The following is a 21,237-nucleotide window of genomic DNA, read 5'->3' as shown; positions in this document are numbered from 1 at the left end:
TCGCCTCCTCAGGGCTCTTGCGGCGTCGCCTTCCAGAAGTACCTCCGGAAGCCGCTGCGCGGGTCTATCCTCTTGATGCGGAACACCATCGCGACGGGCACGCCGACATCCATCTCCTCGGCCGCGGCGTCCGTGGTCTCCATGTAGAGCCGCGCGCCATTCTCGAACTGGACGAAGCCGACGTAGAGCGGGGGCGCGGGGTGGTAGGACAGCCAGTCGGCGGTGTAGGTCAGGACCTTCGCTGGCTCGTCGGCCAGCGAGGCTTGTGCGAACCTGTCGCGAGGTGTGCCGCAGCCGGGGCTGACGCAGCAGGGCAGCTGCGGGAACTGCACAGCCCCGCAGGCCGGGCATCGGCCCGCCTTGAAGGCCGCCAGCTGCCCTTCGGCTCGCCAGGCGTTGGTCAGCGCCGCCTTCTCCGGGCTCTCGGCCCGCATGCCCCAGTCCAGTTCGATCCGGTCGTAGTGCGACAGCAGGCGAAGGTAGTCCGTGGTCTCGACACGGCGGGCGAGGGCGCCGGAAACGCCCCGGCTGGACGGTCGGCGCCCCGTCGCCTCGAACACCAGGGCATCGGCGCCCTGGCCGAAGCCCACGAGCAGGATTCGCTCGCCCGGCCGGGCGGACTCCAGCACGCTCGCCAGCATCAGCAGCCCATGGGCCGCGCCGGCGTGGCCGCCGTCGGCTGCCAGGTCGTCCGCCATCTTGCCCGCGAAGCCGACGGCCCTGGCGGCCACGGCGGCACCCTGCCGCAGGAGCGAGGGCATGACGAAATGGTCGATGTCGTCGATGCCGATCCCGGCGTCCTCCAGGGCGGCCCGGATCACCCGGGGAGCGATCTTCGCGTAGCCCTCGTCCCGGACCCAGCGCTCCTCCCAGAAGTATCCCTCCTCGGCGTCGCTGGCGCGGACGTGGTCGGCCAAGGTCGCCGCCAGGCTGGCGCCCCCGAGGAACCGCGCGACGAGGTCGCCGCAGCCCAGCCGGAGCGCCGCGGCGCCGGCGCCGGACTGCATCTCCTGCACGCTCGCCGGGCGCGCCTGCGGCCGCTCGGACGCGACGAGCAAGGTGTCGCAGGCCGGGCCACGCAGAAGCTGGAGCAGCGTGGAGGTCGCAGCCCGCTGCGAGCCGCCGCTCTCGAGGGTCCGGATCGCCTTCGGCAGGTCGGCCGCGGCCGCGACGATCGCGGCGTTGGACAGGTCGGCATAGGGCAGCGTCGTGGAGGCCAGTGCCAACACCTCGATGCCTGCCCGTTCCGGGCCGTCGGCAAGGCAGTCGCGAACCGCCTCGACCGCCATCGTGACGGAATCCTCGTCGAAATTGCAGAAGGCGCGCGCACCTTTGGCCTGTGCCTTCAGAGCGGGCGCCATCCAGCTGTGGGCGGCGGCGATGGCGCTTCGAGCCAGCCGATGCTTCGGTATGTAAGCGCCGCTCGAGACGATGCCGAACTCCATCCTCCCCCTTCCGCCTGCCCTCGTCCGGCAGGTCTCGTCTGCTAAGAAATATGCAAGCGCACTATCAGCTAGCATTTATTTATCCTGGCTGCCACCATCATCTGACGATCGGGACCGGCGGTGGATGGTGGAGGCATGATGCAGGCAGCGCAGGGAGTGGGGATGGGACCGCTCTCCGGCATCAGGGTGCTGGAGCTGGCAGGCATCGGGCCCGGCCCCTTCGCGGCGATGCTGCTGGCCGACCTGGGGGCCGAGGTGCTGCGGATCCAGCGCCCGGGCAGCGAGGTGGACCCGCGCGACATGACCCACCGCGGCAAGAGCGTCCTGCACCTCGACCTGCGCGACGCCGCGGATCGGACGCATTTCGCGGAACTCGCCTCCCAGGCGGACATCCTGATCGAGGGTTTCCGCCCGGGGGTCATGGAGAGGCTGGGGTTCGGCCCCGAGGATCTGAGGCGTGGCAACCCTCGTCTTGTCTACGGCCGGATGACCGGCTGGGGACAGGATGGGCCGCTCGCCCGCTCGGCCGGCCACGACCTGACCTACATTGCGCTGTCAGGTCTTCTGTCGGCGCTCGGCGGACGCGGCGAGCCGCCTTCTCCGCCGCTCAACCTGGTCGGCGACTATGGCGGCGGGGCGCTGTTCCTGGCTTTCGGCCTGCTGGCCGCGCGGCTGCGGGCGGAGCGCACGGGGCGGGGCGATGTGGTCGACGCCGCGATCCTCGACAGTGCCAATCTCTTCGCCGGGATCTTCCATTCGCTCGCCGAGCGTGGCCGCTGGACGGGCGAGCCGGGAACGAACCTGATCGACGGCGGGGCGCCGTTCTACAACGTCTATCGCTGCAAGGACGGTCTCGACATCGCGGTTGCGCCGCTCGAGCCCCAGTTCCACGAGGTCTTCGCGGCCCGTCTGGGCGACGAGGCTCCGGAGGTGCCAGACCGCAGCGACCCGGCCGTGTGGCCCGAGCTGAAGGCGCGCTACGCGGCCTTGTTCGCGACCCGCGAGCGCGACGAGTGGTGTCGCCTGTTCGAGGGCAGTGACGCCTGTGTCGCGCCGGTGCTCACCTTCGCCGAAGCGCCGCACCATCCGCAGAACGTCGCGCGGAAGGCATACGATATCCGCGGCGCCGAGATCCGTCCGCGCCCGGCCCCGCGCTTCGCCGAGGCCGGCTCGCCTGTCCTGGAGCCGCCGGTCGTGCTCGCCCGTGATGCCGAGGCCGGCTGGCCGGCCGCCACGAGGAGGCGCGGGTGGTCGCGCTGACCGGCGGGCGGCGCCGCGCCAGGTCACGACTCGTCGTCGCCGCCTTCGGCCATGCTGTCCTTGTCCAGCTTCTCCCGGATGTTCTTCTTCATGCGGGCCAGCACGTTCTCGGCGATGCGCACCTCGTCTTTCGGGATGCCCTTGAGAATCGAGAGATTGAGCGTGCGCCCGACCGAGCTCATCTGCTCGAGCACCTCGTAGCCGCGCTCGGTGATGACGACACGCTTGGCGCGGCGGTCCGTGGGGCTGGGGCGCCGCTCCACGAAGCCGCCAGCTTCGAGCCGGTCGATGAGCCCGCCGACCGTGACCTTGCCGACCTCGAGCACCGCCGCGAGGTCGGTCTGCAGCATGCCGTCGGCGCCGTTGTGGGACAGCGAGCGGGAGAGCTGGGCGAGCACCCACCACTGCGATCGGGTTATCCCGAGCGGCTTCATGTAGCTGTCGAACAGCGTCCGCCGCAGACGCGAGACGTCGTGAACGTAGAACCCGATCCTGAAGTCCTTGGGTCCGATCGACTGTTTGGCCTCTTCGGCCTGCGGGTCGGTCTTCCTCTTTGCCATGGCGCGGCCTGCCGTTGAAGGTTGTGGCGTCAAGGATGCGTACAAGTTCGTACTATAAGCAAGCATATTTTATGCAAGTTTCATCGGGCTTTCCGCTCGACCCTTCGACAGGGATTGCCGGCCTGCGAGACGGCATGAAGGAGCAGCGACCGCGCGGCCGTCGCGACGGTCCGGCGGACGCGGATGTGCCGAAGTGCGGCGCGTCGCTGGACCGTTCGAAACCGAAAGTCCTGGTGGAAAGGTGATGCGCAATACAACTGTTCCGACTTCCGCAGGCGTCCCGTGGTCATGACGGCGTTCTATCCGGCGCAGCTTGCCGAGCTCCTCCCGGCGGGCGCGCGAATCTGGCTCCAGGAGTGCTCGGCGGCCGCGCCGGTGCTGCACGAGCTGCTTCGCGAGGTGGCGCTGCGCCGGGACGACATGCGGATCACAGGCATTTTCGTGCCCGGTCTCAATGACGTCTCCGACCTCGCCCGGGCCGGCGTGGCGGTGGAGACCTTTTTCGCGGCGCCGACTCTCGCCGGCCTCGCGAACGTCTCCTTCCTGCCCCTCAACTATGCCGCGATTCGGGCGCGCCTCCGCTCGATCCGCATCGACGCCGCCGTCTTCGCCGTCGCGCCTCCGGATGCGGCGGGCCGCTGCAGCTTCGGGCCGGTCTGCGACTTCCTGCCGGATCTCTGGCCGCATATCCCTGTCCGCATCGGCCTGATCAATCCGCTGCTGCCGCGCACCGAAGGCGCCTCGGCCATTCCCTTGCGCGAGATGACGGCCGTGCTGGAAGCGGCGTCGGCGCTGCCCGAAAGCCCGTCGCGCGACACGCCGCTCGGCGCCGCCGTCGGCCGTCACGTCGCAGCGCTGGTGCCGGATGGCGCCGTGGTGCAATGCGGGCTCGGCGGCCTGCCGGAAGCCGCGCTTCTGTCACTGCGCGGACATCGGGAGCTGGCGCTTTGGTCCGGTCTGATCGGCGACGCCTGCCTGAATCTCCTCGAGGCCGGCGCCCTGAGGTCTGCCTTGCCGATCACGGCTGGCGTCGCCATCGGTACGCGCAGGCTCTACGGGACCTTGTCCGACCCGGCCTTCCGCTTCGCCCCGGTCTCCCGCACTCACGACCTGACCATGCTCTCCGAGCTGCCAGGACTCGTCACTCTGAACTCGGCCAATCAGGTCGACCTCTTCGGCCAGGCCTACGCCGAATCCCGGGACGGCCGGCCGGCTTCCGGCCCGGGCGGCGCGACCGACTTCGCCGCCGGCGCCAGGCTGGCGAACGGGCTGCGTGTCGTCCTGCTCGCGGCGACGGGCAGCGGCGGGGCAGCCAGCCGGATCGTTCCCGCGGGCCAGGGGGAGGGGCCGGTGTCGCTGTCCCGTTTCGACGTCGACGTGGTGGTGACGGAGCACGGGGCCGCCGACCTGCGCGGAATCACGCTGGAGGAGCGTGCGGAGCGGCTGATCGCGATTGCCGCCCCCGCGCACCAGGCTGCTCTCGAGGCCAGTCGGAGCGATCGGCGAGGCGGTTGACCGGACGTGAATCGCAGGCATATGGTAATCATGCGTATCAATGTCATGCGTCGGCCGTTGCCGGGAGAAGACCGATGGCCTGCCCGGGCAGGTCGACCGCGGGGTGATCTGCGTGGTGGCAAGGAGGAGGCATGACGCTGGCCTGCGCCCGGCACCAGGTGCTCCGCTCGGCGCGGCGGGCAAGCCGGTGACCGTGCCACCGTCGGGCCTGCCGGAGCCGCCGCCGGCCGGCCGCTCGATGCTGCCGCCGGGGACCTTCGAGGGGCAGGTCGTGCTGATCACCGGCGGGGGCACTGGCCTCGGCCTCGGCATGGGGCTGGAGTTCGCGCGCCTGGGGGCCACGATCGCCGTCGCGAGCCGCAAGGCCGACCACCGGCTGCGCGGCGTCGCGGCAATCGAGGCAGCCGGCGGGGCCGCGATCGAGGTCGCGCTCGACGTGCGCGAGCCGGAGGCCGTCAGTGCCGCCTTCGCGCGCATCGAGGCGGAAGCCGGGCCGGTCTCGGTGCTGGTGAACAACGCTGCCGGCAACTTCCCGGTGCGTGCGGAGCGGCTGTCGCCGAACGGCTGGCGTGCGGTGGTGGACATCGTGCTGACGGGCACCTTCCTGTGCAGCCGGGAGTTCGCCCGTCGCCGTGTGGCCTGCGGAGCCGGGGGCCCGATTCTGAACGTGCTCGCCACCTACGTGGACGGCGGCGCGCCGGGCCACGCCCACAGTGCCGCTGCCAAGTCCGGCGTGCGCAGCCTGACCGAGACCCTGGCCGTCGAATGGGCGCCGGACGGCATTCGCGTCAACGCGATCGCCCCCGGCGTCTTTCCCCACGGCGACCACAGTCCCGACATGGCGCGGAACCGCCCCGAGGGCTACGAAGCGGAGCGCACGCGCATCCCGGCGCTGCGCACCGGCCGGCTGCACGAGCTCGGCTGGGCGGCGACGTGGCTCTGCTCGCCCCATGCCGCCTTCGTCACGGGCCACGTGCTCGTGATCGACGGCGGCGAACGGCTGAACTACGGCATTCGGCGTCCGGTCTTCGAGCCGATCCGGGAGCGGCTTCCCGACTGAGCGGCGGCTCCCGGCCCGGATCAGGCGGCCCGCCCGGGACGGGTCATGGATCGAGCTCTTCGCCCAGGTCGATCCCGGCGTTCTTGCGCGAGCGCCGATGGACATCGAGGATCCGCGCGCCGATCTCGGTCGGATCGAGCGAGGCTTCGGCCGTCGCGCCGTGCTGCCAGCTCTCGGCGACGGTGAAGCCGTAGCCCCAGGCCTCGAAGACGCGGCCGCTGACCTCCTTCGATTCTGGGCTCGCCAGCCAGGTCACGAGCGCGGCGACCCAATCCGGATCGCGCATCCGCAGCTGCTCCTCGTTCCACTCTCGCAGCCCCTGGGTCATCCGTGTGGTCGCGCGCGGCGCGATCGCGTTGACGGTCACGCCGTAGCGCTGGAGCTCGCGCGCGGCGACGATGGAGAAGCTGGCGATCCCGGCCTTCGCCGCGGCATAGTTCGCCTGACCGACGTTGCAGTACAGGCCGGAATGCGAGGTCGTGTTGATCACGCGCGCGTCCGGCACCTCGCCCCGCTTGGCCAGGCTCCGCCAGTGATCGGCGGCATGACGCGTGACCGCGAAGGTGGACTTCAGGTGCACCCGCGTCACCGAATCCCATTCCTCCTCGGTCATGTTGACGAGCATGCGGTCGCGCAGGATGCCGGCATTGTTGACCACGATGTCGAGCCGGCCGAGCTCCTCGACCGCCTTGCGGACCATCTCGGCAGCGCCCTCCCAGCTTGCCGCATCGGAGCCGTCGACCACGGCGCGCCCGCCCGCCGCCTCGATCTCGGCGACGACCGCGGCCGCCGGAGAGGGATCGCTGCCGACCCCGGAGGCCTCGGAGCCGAGGTCGTTGACGACCACGGCGGCGCCGTGGCTCGCGAGCTTCAGGGCATGCGCCCGGCCGAGGCCGCGGCCGGCCCCTGTCACGATGGCGACCCGCCCTTCGCAGAGTTTCATCCTGGATGCTCCTCCCGTTCTGTCGGAAATCAATACGTAAGCATATGGTTTGTCACAGCATGATTCCTGCGGGCGAAGATATGATGCCTGCAAACCATGTGCAAGCGTACTAAATCGCGGCGAAGGGAAACGAGGCTTTCCGGCCGGCGAGCTTCGCGCTGCGTCGAAGGGGAGGGCGGGTGGCTCATGTGGCCGGCGATGAGGCCGGTCAGGGATTCAGCAGTGACTGGTCCGTTCGGGCGGCGGCGAGAATGAACTCGGCGGCGGAGCGAATCCGGGCGAGATGCCGCTGATCGGCATGGACGACGAGCCAGAACGAGCGGGTCAGGACGACCTCCTCGGGCAGCACGGCGACCAGCCGCGGATCGCCGTCCACCATGAAGCAGGGCAGGACGCAAAGGCCGGCTCCGGCGATGGTGGCCTGCATCTGCGCGATGAGATTCGAGCTCTGCAGCCGTGCGCTCGCATCCCGCGAGATCTGCGGCATGTAGTCGAGTTCCGGGGAGAAGATCAGGTCGTCGATGTAGCTGACGAAGTGGTGGCCGGCGAGGTCGCTGCGGCAACGGATCGGCGGCGAGGCCTCGAGGTAGCGGCGAGCCGCATAGAGGCGCAGCGAGTAGTCGGTGAGCTTGCGGCTGACCAGGCGCCCCTCGGCCGGGCGGGTGAGGCCGATCGCGAGATCGGCCTCCCTCTTCGACAGGCTGAACACCCGGGGCATGGCGACGATCTGGACCTCGAGCTCGGGATGGCGGTCGCAGAACGTCATGATTCTCGGCGCCAGGAAGAAGCTGCCGAAGCCGTCTGGCGTGCCGATGCGCACGGTCCCAGACAGGGCGACGTCCGAGCCGGCGATTCGCTCCTGCGCGCGCGTCGCGACGCTCTCCAGCGCCTCGGCGTCGGCCAGGAAGCGCTCGCCCTGGGCGGTCGGCGTGCAACCGGTCGGTCCCCGGTCGATCAGCTTCGCTCCGAGGCTGGCCTCCAACGCGCTCAGGCGCCGCCCGACCGTCGTGTGGTCGCTTCCGAGGCGGCGGGCGGCGAGGGTCAGGGTGCCGGTGCGGACCACGGCGAGGAAGTAGCGGACATCGTTCCAGTCGAAATCCCGCATTGGACCCTCTCCCCTTTCGTGCCGGGGCATATTTGCACAACTGGCGGGCATTTTCAGCCGTAGCATGAAGAGTTTTGCAGTGACACCGTGGCCTCGGCCCAGCCCCGCGACGGCGCCGGCCGGGGGAGGAGACGACCGTGGATTTCCAGCTCAGCGAAGAGCAGCGCGCGTTCCGGGAGACGGCCCGTGCCTTCGCGACCGAGGTCATGGCGCCGCGCGCGGCGGCCTGGGACGAGGGGGCGGTCTTTCCCGAGGACGCGCTGCGCGAGGCGGCGGCGCTCGGCTTCGCGGCCATCTATGCCTCGGAAGAGGTTGGCGGCTCCGGCCTTGCGCGCCTCGATGCGGCGCTGATCTTCGAGGAGCTGGCGGCCGCCTGCCCCTCGACCGCTGCCTATCTCTCGATCCACAACATGGTCGCCTGGATGGTCGACCGCTTCGGCAGCGAGGCGCAGCGCCAGGCCTGGGTGCCCAGACTCGCCGCCATGGAGTGGTTCGGCAGCTACTGCCTGACCGAGCCCGGGGCCGGCTCCGACGCCGCCTCGCTGTCGACCCGCGCCGAGCGGGACGGCGAGCACTACCTCCTCAACGGCGCCAAGGCCTTCATCTCCGGCGGCGGGCGCAGCAACCTCTACCTGGTCATGGCGCGGACCGGCGGGCCGGGCCCCAGGGGCATCTCCTGCATCGCGGTCGAGAAGGACGCGCCGGGCCTGTCCTTCGGGGCCCAGGAGAGGAAGCTCGGCTGGAAGACCCAGCCGACCGCCGCGGTGCTGTTCGACAACTGCCGGGTGCCGGTCGCCAACCGGATCGGCGCGGAGGGCGACGGCTTCAGGATCGCCATGATGGGCCTCGACGGCGGCCGGCTGAACATCGGCGCCTGCTCCCTGGGCGGTGCCCGGGCCTGCCTGGAGCTGGCCCTGCAGTATGTCCGCGAGCGCCGGCAGTTCGGCCAGCCGCTGGCCGACTTCCAGTCGGTCCAGTTCAAGCTCGCCGACATGGCGACGGCGCTGGAGAGCGCCCGCCTGCTGCTGCACCGGGCCGCGGCGGCGCTCGACGCCGGCGCGCCCGAGGCGACGATGCTCTGCGCGATGGCCAAGCGCCTGGCGACCGACAACGGCTTCCGGATCGTCGACGAGGCGCTGCAGCTGCACGGCGGCTACGGCTACCTGCGGGACTTCCCGGTCGAGCGCTACCTGCGCGACCTCAGGGTCCACCAGATCCTCGAGGGCACCAACGAGATCATGAGGTTGGTCGTCTCGCGCGCATTGCTCCGGCCGTAGCGCGCGGCATGGACCCGGAGAAAGGGGAGGGAAGGACGTGGCGAAGATCGCTTTCATCGGCCTCGGCAACATGGGCGGGCCGATGGCCGCCAATCTGCTGAAGGCGGGGCACGAGGTCGTCGGCTTCGACCTGTCCGCGCCGGCGCTGGAGGTCCTCGCGGCGGCCGGCGGGAGGATCGCCGGCAGCGCCGCGGAGGCGGTGGCCGGGGCCGAGGTCGCGATCACGATGCTGCCCTCCGGCCGGCACGTCCGCGAAGTGCTCGGCGGCGAGGGCGGCGTGCTCCGGGCGGCGCCAGCCGGCACCCTGGTCATCGATTGCTCGACCATCGACGTCGAGACGGCGCGGGCGGTCGGCGCCGAGGCGGCCGGGGCGGGGCTGGAACTGCTCGACGCACCGGTCTCCGGCGGCGTCGGCGGCGCCGAGGCCGGCACGCTGACCTTCATGGTCGGCGGCTCTCCGGCCGCCTTCGCGCGGGCGGAGCCGGTGCTGCGCGCGATGGGCCGGACCGTGGTTCACACCGGTGCGGTCGGCGCCGGCCAGGCGGCGAAGATCTGCAACAACATGATCCTCGGCATCTCGATGATCGGCGTCTGCGAGGCCTTCGTCCTGGCCGAGAAGCTTGGCCTCGACGCCGGCAAGCTGTTCGAGGTCAGCTCGACCGCCTCCGGCCAGTGCTGGTCGCTGACCAGCTACTGCCCGGTGCCGGGGCCGGTGCCGGCCTCGCCGGCGAACCGGGACTACAGGCCGGGCTTCGCCGCGGCGCTGATGCTCAAGGACCTCAGGCTGGCGCAGCAGGCGGCCGCCGCAGCCGGCGCGACGACGCCGCTCGGCGCCGAGGCCGCCGCGCTCTATTCGCTGTTCGTCGGTGCCGGCCACGGCATGGTCGATTTCTCCGGCATCGTCCGGATGCTGCGGGGGACGGCATGACGGCAGCTGATCAGGAGACGACGCCGATGACGCAGGACCCCGTCACCGATCCCCGGGCGCTGGCCAGGGCGCTCTCGGGCCGCATGCTGATCGACGGCGCGCTGGTCGCGGCGCGCAGCGGTCGCACCTTCGAGGTCATCGATCCGGCGACCGGCGAGCCCGTCGCCGAGGCGCCGTTCGGCGAGGCCGCGGACGTCGAGGCGGCGGTTGCCGCCGCGGTCCGGGCACAGAAGGACTGGGCGGGCGTCGCCGCCCGCCAGCGCGGCAGGCTGGTCGCCGAGTGCGCGCGCCTGCTCGGCGAGCACGTCGAGGAGCTGGGGCGCCTGCTGGCGCTCGAGACCGGCAAGGCCCTGCGCACCGAGAGCCGGGTCGAGGCCTCGGTGCTGGCCGACGTCTTCACCTTCTTCGGCGGCCTCGGCTCGGAGCTCAAGGGCGAGACCGTGCCCTTCAGCCCGGACATGCTGACCCTGACCCTGCGCGAGCCGATCGGGGTGGTCGGCGCGATCATCCCCTGGAACGTGCCGCTGCTGCTGATGGCGCTGAAGATCGCGCCGGCCCTGGTCGCCGGCAACGCGGTCGTCGTCAAGGCCGCCGAGGAGGCGCCGCTCGCGGTGCTGCGCGTCGCCGAGATCATGAACCGGGTGCTGCCGGCCGGCCTGTTCAATCTCCTGACCGGCCTGGGGCCGGAGTGCGGCGCGCCGCTGGTCGGCCATCCGAAGGTCGGCAAGGTCACCTTCACGGGCTCGGTCGAGACCGGCCGGACGGTCTACCGGGCCGCTGCCGAGAAGCTGATTCCCGTGACCCTGGAGCTGGGCGGCAAGAGTCCGATGATCGTCATGGACGACGCCGACCTGGAGCGGGCCGTCGCCGGCGCCGTCGTCGGCATGCGCTTCACCCGCCAGGGCCAGAGCTGCACGGCCTCGAGCCGCATCTTCGTCCAGGACGGCCTGCACGACGCCTTCGTCGAGCGGCTCAAGGCCAAGGTCGACGCCCTGGTGATGGGCGATCCGCTGGACGAGCGGACCGACATCGGCGCGATCGTCTCGCCGCAGCAGTTCGAGCGGGTGCGCTCCTACATCGAGCTCGGCCGCGACCTGCCGGGAGCGACGGCCCACCTTTGCTCGGCGCTGCCGGACGACCCGGCGCTCGCGAAGGGCCTGTTCGTCCGGCCGGTGATCTTCACCGGGGTCAACAACGCCTGCCGCCTGGCGCGCGAGGAGATCTTCGGGCCGGTCTGCACGGTCATCCGCTTCAGCGACTACGAGGCGGCGATCGAAGCGGCCAACGACAGCGACTACGGCCTGGCCGCGACGATCTGGACGAAGGACCTCAGGACCGCGCTCGACGCGACCCGCCGGCTTGAGGCCGGCTTCGTCCAGGTCAACCAGAACCTGGTCGTGCAGCCGGCGCTGTCCTATGGTGGCATCAAGCAGTCGGGCCTCGGCAAGGAAGCGACGCTCGAGGCGATGCTCGAGCACTTCACCCACAAGAAGACCGTGATCGTGAACATGGCCTGACAGCGCCGGGCGCCCGGGAGGTGCTGGTTCAGCGGGGCCGAGACCATCGCCTCGAACATCGGCGTCTCGAAAAATGGCAGCCCCTGCCGGTCGCCCGCTGGCGGTGCAGGCCGGCGAGCAGGCTCCGGCCCAGCATCAGTGCCGTCAGCATGTCGGCGAGGGTCAGCGGCACGAGCGACGGCGCCCGGCATGGCGGCCGTTCAGCGCGGCCAGGCCCGACCAGGCCTGGATCACGTCGTCGACCGCCGGGCGGCCGCCATAGGGACCGTCCGAGCCGAAGCCGGTGGCGGCGCAGTAGACCAGGCGCGGGTTGATCGCGCTCAGAGTCGGATCGTCGAGACCGAGCCGGGCCAGCGCGTCTCGCGCATGTTGTGCAGGAAGGCGTCGGCGCCGTGCACGAGGCGGTTGCAGGCCATCCACTGGGCGCTCATGCCGCGGCTGCGGGCCAGGCCGACGCCGCGATAGACGTCGCCCTCGATGGGCTCGATCTCGACCACGTCGGCACCGAAGTCGCCGAGGAACTGGCCGGCGTAGGGGCCGAGCACGACGTGTCCGGCCTCGATCACGCGGACCCCGTCCAGCAGCCTCAGCATCCACCCTCTCCCCGCCTGGTCACATCGTGCCCGGAAGGTAAAGCACGATCTCCGGGACGGCGATCAGCAGCGCCAGAATGACCAGCTCGGTGACGATGAAGGGCAGCACGCCGGCAAAGCCGGCGCGCGCGTCGACCTCGGCGGCCGAGGCGGCAATGAAGACGTTGAGGCCCATCGGCGGCGAGACCAGGCCGATCTCGGCGGTCTTGACGATGATCACCCCGAACCAGACGCCGTCGAAGCCGAGTCCGGTGACCAGGGCGTAGGAGATCGGCGCGGTCAGGATGATGATCGCGAACTGGTCCATCACCATGCCGAGACCGAGGTAGACCAGCACGACGAGCAGCAGCACGCTGTAGCGCGACAGGCCGCTGGCGGCGATCCAGGTCAACATCTGGTCGGTGACGTGGGTGAAGGAGATGAAGTAGCCGAAGAGGTGCGCGCCGAAGATGATGGTGACGATCAGCGCCGTGGTGCGCAGGGTGTTGCCGACAGCTGTCGCGAAGCGGCGGCCGGTCATGCGACCGAGGCCGAGGCTGATCAGTCCGGCGGCCAGCGCGCCCAGCGCACCGACCTCGGTCGGCGTCGCGACGCCGCCGTAGAGACAGCCGAGCACGATCGCGACCAGCAGGACGATCGGCCAGACCTGGCCTCGACCCTCGAGGCCGGCGCTGTCTCCGCCGACGTCTCCACCGACGTTCGGGGAAGCCCCGGTTGGCGCCAGGCCCGGCCGGCGCCAGAGCAGCAGCGCGATGGTCGCGATGTAGCCGGCGGCGGTCAGCAGGCCGGGCAGGACGCCGGCGATGAACAGCTTGCCGATCGAGACGTCGGTCATCAGGCCGTAGACGACGAAGGCGATCGACGGCGGGATCATGATCGCCAGGGTGCCGGCGATCGAGATTGTGCCGACCGAGAAGCCGCAGTCGTAGCCGAGCCGCCGCATGGTCGGATAGGAGGCCCGGGTGATGCTGGCGACCGAGGCGGTGCTGCTGCCCGAGGCCGAGGCGAGCAGGGCGCCGGCGAAGACGCAGGCCATGGCCAGGCCGCCGCGCACCCGGCGCAGCATGCGGTTGCAGGCCAGCATCAGATCCTGGGCAACGCCGCCGGCGCTGAGAAATTCGGCCATCAGCACGAACATCGGGATGGTCAGCAGGACGTAGCTGGCCGCGGTCGCGTGGACCACCTGGGTCATCAGGCCGAGGATCACCGGAGCCGGCACGATCAGGGCGAGGCTGGCGACACCGGCGAGCCCGAGGGCGAAGCCGATCGGCACGCCGAGGATCATCAAGGCGAGCAGGACGATCAGGCCGAGGGCGAAGGTCATGATGCCGGTCGCTCAGTCGTGTGTGGTGCGGAAGAGGGGGGCGGTCGGCGCGCTCGCCGCCAGGGTCAGGCGCAGTGCCAGCAGGCCGCAGCCGAGCGGCACCCAGATCCAGGACCAGGCGATCGGCCAGTCGATCACGCCCATGTCGACCTCGTGGCCAGCCAGCGCCTCCTGGAACTTGCCGAGGCCGAGCCAGCCGAGATAGCCGATGTAGCCGGCGCCGGCGAGCAGCCCGGTACGCAGCAGCGGCCCGCGCAGCGAGAGCGGCACGGCCATCGCGAAGCCCTCGATGCGGATGAAGCCGCCGGTGCGGAAGCCCCAGGGCAGCGCCAGCAGCGCCATCGAGACCAGCAGGTAGTGCTCCGTGAAGTAGAGCTGGAAGGTCAGAGGCTGGGCGAAGAGGTGGCGGATCACCGCGTCGGCCGAGACCAGCAGCATCGCCGCCAGCGCGCCGCAGCCGGCCAGGACGGCGGCTGCGGCCTCGCCGCGGGCAAGGAGGGCGTCGAAGGCGCCGTGGATCCGGGCGTAGGTCACGACGCGTCCGGGTGGCGGCTCACTGGACGCCCATCAGCTTGCGGTACTCGTCCAGGGCCTGCTGGGCAGGCAGGCCGCGATCCTTCAACCGCGCCACCCAGTCGTCGCTGACCTGCCCAAGCTGCTTGTGCATCCAGGCCAGCTGCTCCGGCGTGAAGTCGTAGACCGTAACGCCGGCCTTGCTGAACTCGGCCTTTAGCTCATCGACCTCGCCGTCGAGGAACCTGGCGATCGAGCCCTCGACCTGGCTGCCGCAGTCGCTGGCCATCTGCTGCAGCTCCGGCGACAGCTTGGTCCAGCTGGAATCGGACATCGAGAAGGCGATCGAGAAGGAGCCGAACTCGCCGTTCGCGCTGACGGCGTTCATGACCTCGTTGATGTTGTAGGGCTTGATGCTGGCGTAGGCCGACAGCGTCGCGTCGACCGTGCCGCGCTCCATGGCGACGTACATGTCGCTGCTCGGGATCTCGGCCGGCGAGGCGCCGAGCGCGGAGAGCGTCAGGTTCATCGTGCCGCCCGCCGAGCGCACGACCTTGCCGGCGAAATCCTCCTTCGTGCGCAGCGGCCCGACCCGCGAGACGATCTGGTAGGCCGGCAGCACCATGACCCAGATCGGCCGGATGTGGTTCTGCTCGAACTCCTTGGCCAGCAGGCCCTGCCTGACCGCCTTGGAATAGACCGGGATGACCTGGCCGGCGCTGCTGCCGAGGCCGGGCAGCATCGAGACGCCGTTGAGCGGCATCTTGCTGCTGACGTAGCCGATCGGCACGGTCGTCAGGTCGGCGATGCCGGCGTTGAGCGCCGTCAGCATCTCCTTGGTCGAGGCTACCTGGCCCGAGGGGTAGTAGTTGAAGCCCAGCTGGTCGCCGGCCTTCGCCTTCATGCAGGCCATCCAGGGGTCGACCCCCTGCGCGGCGATCACGTGCGTCGGCGAGAAGCCGTGCGCGACCGTCAGGGTCGTCTCCGCCAGAGCCGGACCGGCACCTCCGGCCAGTACCGCCACCGCGAGCGCGGCGGCCAGTCTTGCCTGTCTCTTCATGGGTTCCCTCCCGATTTTTAATGGTTAGACCTTTTAATCGTTCGACAAAATCCCTCCCTGATGCAAGCGTCTCATCCGGTCGCTTGGGATTTTTCGCGGCGGACCGCCCGCCGGCCGTGCTCAGAAGCCGAGGCTGACGGGCCCTTTGGTGCGGAGCATCTGCCGCGCCTCCTCCGGCGTCGCCGCCTCGAGGGACAGCTCGCTGAGGATTCGCCTGATCTTGGCGACCTGCTCGGCATTGGAAGCGGCGAGGCGGCCACGCTCCAGGAACAGGCTGTCCTCCAGCCCGACCCGCACGTTGCCGCCCAGGATCGCGCCCATGGTGACCAGGGGCATCTGATGCCGACCGGCGGCCAGGACGGAGAGGTAGTAGTCGTCGCCGAACAGCCGGTCGGCCGTCGCCTTCATGTGCATGAGGTTCTCGGGGTCCGGGCCCAGGCCACCGAGGATGCCGAAGATGGCCTGCACGAAGAACGGCGGCTCGACGATGCCGCGGTCGGCGAAGTGGGCGAGGTTGTAGAGGTGGCCGACGTCGTAGCACTCGAACTCGAAGCGCGTGCCGAGCCCGCCGAGCTCGCGCATGCCCCGCTCGATCTGGGCGAAGGTGTTGGAGAGGATGAAGTCCGTCGTCATCTCCAGGTAGGGCTTCTCCCAGTCGAAGCGGAACTCCTTCACCCGCCCGGCCGCGCCGGAGATGTTGAAGTTGAAGGAGCCCATGTTCATCGAGGCGATCTCGGGCCTCGCCCATTTCGCCGCGGCGAGCCGCTCGTCGAGCGTCATGCCGAGGCCGCCGCCGGTCGTGATGTTGACGATGGCGTCGCAGCGCTGGCGGATCACCGGCAGGAAGCGTGCGAAGACCTCGGGCGAGGGCGTCGGCTTCCCGGTCTCGGGATCGCGCGCGTGGAGGTGCAGGATGGCGGCGCCGGCCTCGGCGGCCTCGATCGACTGCTCGGCGATCTCCGCCGGCGTGACCGGCAGGTGCGGCGACATGCTGGGCGTGTGGATCGAGCCGGTGACCGCGCAGCTGATGATGACCTTGTCGGCTTTCTTCACGTCACGTCTTCCCTTCCATGTCTCGGATGCGGCCGGTCACTGCCGGGCGAGCACTGCGTCGTGCCGGGCGAGGATGTTCCGCGCCTGCTTGAGATGCGGGATGTCGAGCATCCGGCCGTCGAGGCTGACCGCCCCGGCGCTCGGCGCCGCCTGGAAGGCGGCGACGACCCGGCGGGCCTGCTCGACCGCCTCGGGTGAGGGCGCGAAAGCGGCGTTGATGACCTCGACCTGGGCGGGATGGATGGCGATGCGTCCGTCGAAGCCCTCGGCAGCGGCCCGCTTGCTGTCGCGGCGCAAGCCCTCCGCGTCGCGGAAGTCTGCATAGAGCGTGTCGAGCGCCAGCGCGCCGGTCGCCTTGGCCGCGAGCAGCAGGGCCGAGCGCGCCCAGCGGTAGGTGAAGGCCCAGCCGCCCTCCGGGTCGCGGTTGGTCGCGGCTCCGATCGCGGTGCTGAGATCCTCGGCGCCCCAGGTCATGGCAGCCAGGCGCGGCAATCTGGCCTCGGCGAAGGCCGACAGCCTGAGCGTTCCGACCGGCGTCTCGGTCGCGACCGGCAGGATGCCGGTACTGCCGTCCGGCAGGCCGCCCGCCGCCTCGAAGGCCTCCAGGTGGTGGCTCAGCCGCAGCAGGTCGGCCGGGCCCTCGGTCTTCGGGATCATGATGCCGTTAGGCGCGCCGCCCATGATCGCCGCGAGGTCTGACAGGGCGGTGTCGCCGAGCGGATTGACGCGCACCCAGAGCTGGGTTCGTCGGCCGGCACGGGGGCGGGCGTCGAGGAAGCCCCGCACCGCCTCCCGGGCCGTCGCCTTGCGCTCCGGCGCCACGGCGTCTTCGAGGTCGAGGATCAGGGCGTCGGCGCCGGCGCTCTCGGCCTTCTCGAGCTTGCGCTCGCTGTCGCCGGGCACGAAGAGCCAGGAGCGCAGCGTCATGCCGAGCGCTCCTCCGTGTCCGCGGGGCGCTTGAGCTGGAGCCCGGAGCGCCGGCAGGAGGCGACCAGGTCACCGTGCTGATTGTAGGCGCGGTGGATGAAGGTGACGATGCCGGCGTTGGGTCGCGAGCGGCTCTCGCGCAGCTCGGCGACCTCGGTCTCGACGCGGATCGTGTCGCCGTGGAACAGCGGCTTGGGAAAGCGGACCTCGTCCCAGCCCAGGTTGGCGACGGCGGTGCCCAGCGTCGTGTCGCCGACCGAGATGCCGACCATGAGTCCGAGCGTGAAAGCCGAATTGACGAGGCGCTGGCCGAACTCCGTGTGCTCCCGGCAGTATTCCTCGTCGAGATGCAGGAGGGCGGGGTTGTGGGTCAGCGCGGTGAAAAAGACGTTGTCCGCCTCTGTGATCGTGCGGCGTAGGGTGTGTCGGAAGAGCTGCCCGACCTTGAGTTCGTCAAAATAGATACCAGCCAAAAGCACCTCCCTGTCCGCCCCGCTCTCGGCGGCGAACTCGTCCTGGCGCCGGCCGTTCCGGCGGCGCGATCACTGGCAAGCGGGCCTATCGACCGTCAGTCGGGCCCGGGCGGATCGAGCGACAGCTCGGAGCGACCGTCGTCGCGGCCCATCGCCCGTGTCGCGACGACGTGCCGCTCCATGCGCCGCTGCGCGGCGGCACCGTCGCGAGCGGCGATCGCCTCGACAACGCGGCCGTGCGCCCTGAACACCGCCGCACGGATCTCGGGATTGTCGTAGGCATCGTCGATGGTCTGCGCGAAGACGCCGTGCGACATCGCGTAGAGCAGGGCCGAGAGCAGGTCGTTCCGGCTCGCCACCGCGATGGTGCTGTGCCACTGCAGATTGAGCCGGGCGAAGGCTTCGCGGTCGAGGTTCGGGTCGCCGAGCGCGTCGTTCAGCGCGCGCAGCTGCGCCAGCTCCTCCTCGCTGCGGTTTTCCGCCGCCAGGCGCGCCAGCGCCGGCTCGATCGTCTCGCGCGCCTCCTGGATCATGCGCAGGGGCAGCCGCCGGCTCTGCACGAATTGGCCGACGAACCGGGCCATCGACTTCTTGTCAGGCTGGGTGACCACGATGCCGCCGTAGCGGCCCGGACGGGACTGGACCAGGCCCTCGACCTCGAGCATGCGCACGGCCTCGCGCACCGAGCCGCGAGACAGTCCGGACAGCTCCACCAGCTCGCGCTCGGAGGGCAGGCGGGTGCCGACCGCGATCTCGCCTGTCAGGATCCGGTCGCGCAACTGGCCGGCGAGCACATCGTAGGACTTCTGCACCGAGACGCGCTCGACGATCGGCTTCCTTCTCGCAGTCTGCTCCATCTGGGCCCTCCACCGTGGACCACCAGATTGCCGACTCCACGCCGAGAGAACAATGGTAGGAGCTTTGACACCATTGATAGCCCGACCGGAAGCGCTGTGCCACCGCCGTAGCGTCGCCCGCCTTGGGAAGGCGCCGAAGACGCCTGCTGTGCCGCAACGCTGCGGCCGTTCGGCGATTTCCGGTCGGTGGTGAGCCAAGGTCGGACGGGTCCCTCTCTCATCTGCAGTTCATTCTGGCGGGTGGGCTTTTAATTGTCAAACCATTGGATACCGCGACCGTTGATGATACGCTGGGCGCCATGGCTCCCATCGGGGAGCGACGGCATTCAGTCGAGCCAAGGGAGGCGACGTGAGCGGGGAGGAACGGGAAGAGGGGCTGCAGGCGATCCGTGACGGCGTTGCCGGGGTCTGCGAACGCTTCGACGACGCCTACTGGAACCGCTGCGAGAAGGCGGAGAGCTTCCCGCGGGAGTTCCATCGCGCGATGGCGGAAGGCGGCTGGCTCGGCGTGACCATGCCGGAGGAGTTCGGTGGCGCGGGCCTCGGGGTGCTGGAGGCAGCCGCCGTCATGCATCAGGTCGCCCGCAGCGGCGGCGGCATGGCGGCCGCCTCCTCGGTCCATATCAACATGTTCGGCCCTCACCCCCTCGTCGTGCACGGCTCGCCCGAGCAGAAGGCGGCCTGGATCCCGCGGCTCGTGACGGGCGCGGACCAGGTCTGCTTCGGCGTAACCGAGCCGAACGCGGGGCTCGACACCACGAACATCAAAACCTTTGCGGAGCGGGTCGAGGGCGGTTACCGCGTGTCGGGGCGGAAGATCTGGACCTCGACCGCCCAGGTCGCCAACAAGATCCTGCTGGTCACCCGCACCACGGCACGCGACGACTGCGCCAAGCCGACGCAGGGCATCACGCTCTTCTACACCGACCTCGATCGCGAGCGCCTCGACGTCAAGCGGATCGACAAGCACGGCCGGGCGGCGGTCGATTCGAACATGGTCTTCATCGACGACTACTTCGTCCCGGAGGAACATCGGATCGGCGATGAGGGTCGCGGCTTCACCTATCTGTTGGACAGCCTCAACCCCGAGCGCGTGCTGATCGCGGTCGAGGCGATCGGCATCGGCCAGGATGCGCTGGGCCGCGCCGCCCGCTACGCCCGCGAGCGCGAGGTCTTCGGCCGGCCGATCGGCCAGAACCAGGGCGTGCAGCATCCGCTGGCGGAGTGCTGGGTGCAGCTCGAGGCGGCCTGGCTGATGGCGATGAAGGCCGCCGAGCTTTACGACGCCGGCAAGCCCTGCGGCGCGGAAGCGAACGCGGCCAAGCTGCTCGGCGCGCGGGCCGGCTACCAGGCCTGCCTGCAGTCGGTGATGACCCACGGCGGCATGGGCTACGCCAAGGAGTACCAGGTCGAGCGGCTGCTGCGCGAGGTCCTCGTGACGCGGCTCGCGCCGATCAGCGAGCAGCTGATCCTCTGCTTCATCGCCGAGCGCGTGCTCGACCAGCCGAAGTCGTACTGATGTCTGCGGCCGGGACCGCCGCGGCGCCAAGCCACGACGCGAGGAACAAACAGGTGTCCGGACCGCTCGACGGCGTCAAGGTGCTCGACTTCTCCAAGGTTCTCGCCGGGCCCTTGTGCACCCAGTATCTCGCCGACATGGGCGCCGACGTCGTCAAGGTGGAGCCGGTCGACACGGGCGACGAGACGCGCGGCTGGCCGCCGTTCCGAGAGGGCTTCGGCGCGGTCTTCCTCAGCGCCAATCGCGGCAAGCGCAGCCTCGCGCTCGACCTCAAGACCGAGCCGGGGCGCGCGCTCGCGCAACGTCTGGCGGCGCTGGCCGACGTCGTCGTCGAGAGCTTCGGGACAGGTGTGGTCGAGCGCCTCGGGATCGACGAGGCGACGCTGCGCGCGGCCAATCCGGACCTCGTCTACTGCAGCATCTCCGGCTTCGGGCGGAGCGGGCCCATGAAGGAGGCACCCGGCTACGACGTCATCCTGCAGGCCTTCAGCGGCATCATGTCCCTGACCGGCGAGGAGGGCGGTCCCCCTGTGCGCAGCCCGATCTCGCCGATCGACCAGAGCACCGGCTTCCACGCGCTGTCCGGCATCCTCGCGGCGCTCTACGGCCGTGCTCACGGCGGCGGCGGCCGCAGAGTGGAGGTCTCGCTGTTCGAGACCGCCGTGGGTCTGCTCGGCTACAACCTGCAGAGCTTCTGGCAGCGCGGCTCGCAGCCGGAACGCTGCGGCTCCAGCCACGAATCGCTCTGTCCGTACCAGGCCTTCGAGGCCGCCGACGGGCCGGTGATGATCGGCGTCGCCAACGACGGCCTGTGGCGGCGGTTCTGCGCTGTCGCGGGGCTGGAGGACGTCGTCGAGGATCCGCGCTTCCGCACGAACGCGGCGCGGGTCGAGCATCGGGCCGAGACGATCGCCTGCGTGCAGGCCGCCGTGGCCCGGCAGCCGGTCGCCTTCTGGGATGCCGAGCTGGCGAAGGTGAAGGTGCCCTGCGCCCCCATCAACTCCCTCCGGCAGATGCTGGATCATCCCCACACGGCGGCGAGCGGCATCGTGCTGGACTACGACCATCCGATCGCCGGCCCGCTGAAATCGGTCGCCCAGCCGGTCCGCTTCTCCGGCGTCGAGCGCGGCGTGACGCGGCCGGCGCCGGCGCTCGGGCAGCACAGCGACGAGGTCTTGCGCGACCTCGGCCTGTCGACCGAAGAGATCGACGCGCTGTCCGCGCAGGGTGTCATCCGATGAGGCTCTGAGGCAGAGCGAGAGTCCCTGCCGGCAGCAGCGTCGGGCGGGCCGGCGCGGCCGCCGGGTG

Annotated in this window: 21 protein-coding genes; 8 read left to right on the top strand and 13 right to left on the bottom strand. The window is 70.4% G+C overall.

Annotation, left to right across the window (positions count from 1 at the left end):
• Positions 1-8: 8 nt before the first annotated feature.
• Complete coding sequence (locus B9O00_RS24245; protein WP_218822942.1) at positions 9-1,520, bottom strand: 3-hydroxy-3-methylglutaryl CoA synthase; 1,512 nt, start codon at positions 1,518-1,520, stop codon at positions 9-11.
• A 60-nt stretch (positions 1,521-1,580) separates the two neighbouring features.
• Here B9O00_RS24245 and B9O00_RS24240 point away from each other — a divergent pair, with 60 nt between their 5' ends.
• Positions 1,581-2,705: a CaiB/BaiF CoA transferase family protein gene (locus tag B9O00_RS24240; RefSeq protein ID WP_218822943.1), complete on the top strand. Its 1,125-nt coding sequence runs from the start codon at positions 1,581-1,583 to the stop codon at positions 2,703-2,705.
• A gap of 23 nt (positions 2,706-2,728) precedes the next feature.
• On the opposite strand, the gene B9O00_RS24235 is transcribed toward B9O00_RS24240, so the two are convergent.
• Positions 2,729-3,265: a MarR family winged helix-turn-helix transcriptional regulator gene (locus B9O00_RS24235; RefSeq protein WP_085125324.1), complete on the bottom strand. Its 537-nt coding sequence runs from the start codon at positions 3,263-3,265 to the stop codon at positions 2,729-2,731.
• Between the two features lie 288 nt (positions 3,266-3,553).
• Between B9O00_RS24235 and B9O00_RS24230 the strand changes: the two genes are divergently transcribed.
• Positions 3,554-4,780 carry an acetyl-CoA hydrolase/transferase C-terminal domain-containing protein gene (locus B9O00_RS24230; RefSeq protein WP_159460313.1) on the top strand — a complete coding sequence of 409 codons (1,227 nt, stop codon included), beginning with the start codon at positions 3,554-3,556 and terminating at the stop codon, positions 4,778-4,780.
• Positions 4,781-4,967: 187 nt separating this feature from the next.
• The gene (locus tag B9O00_RS24225) at positions 4,968-5,840 is read left to right on the top strand and encodes an SDR family oxidoreductase (protein WP_218822944.1); all 873 of its coding nucleotides are present in this window, start codon (positions 4,968-4,970) and stop codon (positions 5,838-5,840) included.
• 43 nt (positions 5,841-5,883) lie between these two features.
• Here the strand turns inward: B9O00_RS24225 and B9O00_RS24220 are convergent, their stop codons facing one another.
• Entirely contained in the window at positions 5,884-6,783 is a 900-nt protein-coding gene (locus B9O00_RS24220; RefSeq protein ID WP_085125322.1) for an SDR family NAD(P)-dependent oxidoreductase, read from the bottom strand.
• Between the two features lie 208 nt (positions 6,784-6,991).
• The gene (locus B9O00_RS24215; RefSeq protein WP_322111219.1) at positions 6,992-7,954 is read right to left on the bottom strand and encodes a LysR family transcriptional regulator; all 963 of its coding nucleotides are present in this window, start codon (positions 7,952-7,954) and stop codon (positions 6,992-6,994) included.
• Positions 7,955-8,025: 71 nt separating this feature from the next.
• On the opposite strand from B9O00_RS24215, the gene B9O00_RS24210 reads away from it, so the two are divergent.
• Genes B9O00_RS24210 through B9O00_RS24200 form a run of 3 tightly spaced genes read left to right on the top strand, consistent with a single transcriptional unit; the run spans position 8,026 to position 11,610 of the window.
• Positions 8,026-9,165: an acyl-CoA dehydrogenase family protein gene (locus tag B9O00_RS24210; protein ID WP_085125320.1), complete on the top strand. Its 1,140-nt coding sequence runs from the start codon at positions 8,026-8,028 to the stop codon at positions 9,163-9,165.
• A 37-nt stretch (positions 9,166-9,202) separates the two neighbouring features.
• Positions 9,203-10,093 (top strand): 3-hydroxyisobutyrate dehydrogenase, encoded by an 891-nt coding sequence (mmsB, locus tag B9O00_RS24205; RefSeq protein WP_085125319.1) that lies wholly within the window; start codon positions 9,203-9,205, stop codon positions 10,091-10,093.
• A gap of 26 nt (positions 10,094-10,119) precedes the next feature.
• The gene (locus B9O00_RS24200) at positions 10,120-11,610 is read left to right on the top strand and encodes an aldehyde dehydrogenase family protein (RefSeq protein WP_085125318.1); all 1,491 of its coding nucleotides are present in this window, start codon (positions 10,120-10,122) and stop codon (positions 11,608-11,610) included.
• 162 nt (positions 11,611-11,772) lie between these two features.
• Here the strand turns inward: B9O00_RS24200 and B9O00_RS34275 are convergent, their stop codons facing one another.
• The 9 genes from B9O00_RS34275 to B9O00_RS24155 form a co-directional block, all read right to left on the bottom strand.
• A complete protein-coding gene (locus B9O00_RS34275; protein ID WP_085125317.1) occupies positions 11,773-12,030 on the bottom strand; it encodes a CoA transferase in 258 nt (85 codons plus the stop codon).
• Entirely contained in the window at positions 11,931-12,203 is a 273-nt protein-coding gene (locus B9O00_RS24190; protein WP_085125316.1) for a CoA transferase, read from the bottom strand. The genes B9O00_RS34275 and B9O00_RS24190 overlap by 100 nt, the downstream gene beginning before the upstream one ends.
• A 19-nt stretch (positions 12,204-12,222) precedes the next feature.
• The gene (locus tag B9O00_RS24185; protein WP_085125315.1) at positions 12,223-13,527 is read right to left on the bottom strand and encodes a TRAP transporter large permease; all 1,305 of its coding nucleotides are present in this window, start codon (positions 13,525-13,527) and stop codon (positions 12,223-12,225) included.
• Between the two features lie 12 nt (positions 13,528-13,539).
• Entirely contained in the window at positions 13,540-14,061 is a 522-nt protein-coding gene (locus tag B9O00_RS24180; protein ID WP_085125314.1) for a TRAP transporter small permease, read from the bottom strand.
• Positions 14,062-14,080: 19 nt separating this feature from the next.
• A complete protein-coding gene (locus B9O00_RS24175; RefSeq protein WP_085125313.1) occupies positions 14,081-15,100 on the bottom strand; it encodes a TRAP transporter substrate-binding protein in 1,020 nt (339 codons plus the stop codon).
• Positions 15,101-15,220: 120 nt separating this feature from the next.
• Entirely contained in the window at positions 15,221-16,153 is a 933-nt protein-coding gene (gene kce, locus B9O00_RS24170; RefSeq protein WP_085125312.1) for a 3,5-dioxohexanoate:acetyl-CoA acetone transferase, read from the bottom strand.
• A gap of 36 nt (positions 16,154-16,189) precedes the next feature.
• On the bottom strand, positions 16,190-17,080 hold the full coding sequence (locus tag B9O00_RS24165) for an HpcH/HpaI aldolase/citrate lyase family protein (RefSeq protein WP_085125311.1): 891 nt from the start codon (positions 17,078-17,080) through the stop codon (positions 16,190-16,192).
• Positions 17,077-17,553, bottom strand: a complete 477-nt coding sequence (locus tag B9O00_RS24160) for a MaoC family dehydratase (protein WP_085125310.1) — start codon at positions 17,551-17,553, stop codon at positions 17,077-17,079. Before B9O00_RS24160 ends, B9O00_RS24165 begins: the two co-directional genes overlap by 4 nt.
• A gap of 95 nt (positions 17,554-17,648) precedes the next feature.
• Positions 17,649-18,410 carry a FadR/GntR family transcriptional regulator gene (locus B9O00_RS24155; protein WP_085125309.1) on the bottom strand — a complete coding sequence of 254 codons (762 nt, stop codon included), beginning with the start codon at positions 18,408-18,410 and terminating at the stop codon, positions 17,649-17,651.
• A 349-nt stretch (positions 18,411-18,759) separates the two neighbouring features.
• Between B9O00_RS24155 and B9O00_RS24150 the strand changes: the two genes are divergently transcribed.
• Both B9O00_RS24150 and B9O00_RS24145 read left to right on the top strand, forming a co-directional pair.
• Positions 18,760-19,929: an acyl-CoA dehydrogenase family protein gene (locus B9O00_RS24150; protein WP_085125308.1), complete on the top strand. Its 1,170-nt coding sequence runs from the start codon at positions 18,760-18,762 to the stop codon at positions 19,927-19,929.
• Between the two features lie 53 nt (positions 19,930-19,982).
• Positions 19,983-21,170, top strand: coding sequence for a CaiB/BaiF CoA transferase family protein (locus B9O00_RS24145; protein ID WP_200808649.1), 1,188 nt, complete (start codon positions 19,983-19,985; stop codon positions 21,168-21,170).
• Positions 21,171-21,237: the final 67 nt, after the last annotated feature.

It is taken from the genome of Tistlia consotensis USBA 355, from assembly GCF_900177295.1.
Classification (GTDB): Bacteria; Pseudomonadota; Alphaproteobacteria; order Kiloniellales; family DSM-21159; genus Tistlia; species Tistlia consotensis.
This window is presented reverse-complemented; position numbering and strand designations above follow the sequence as displayed.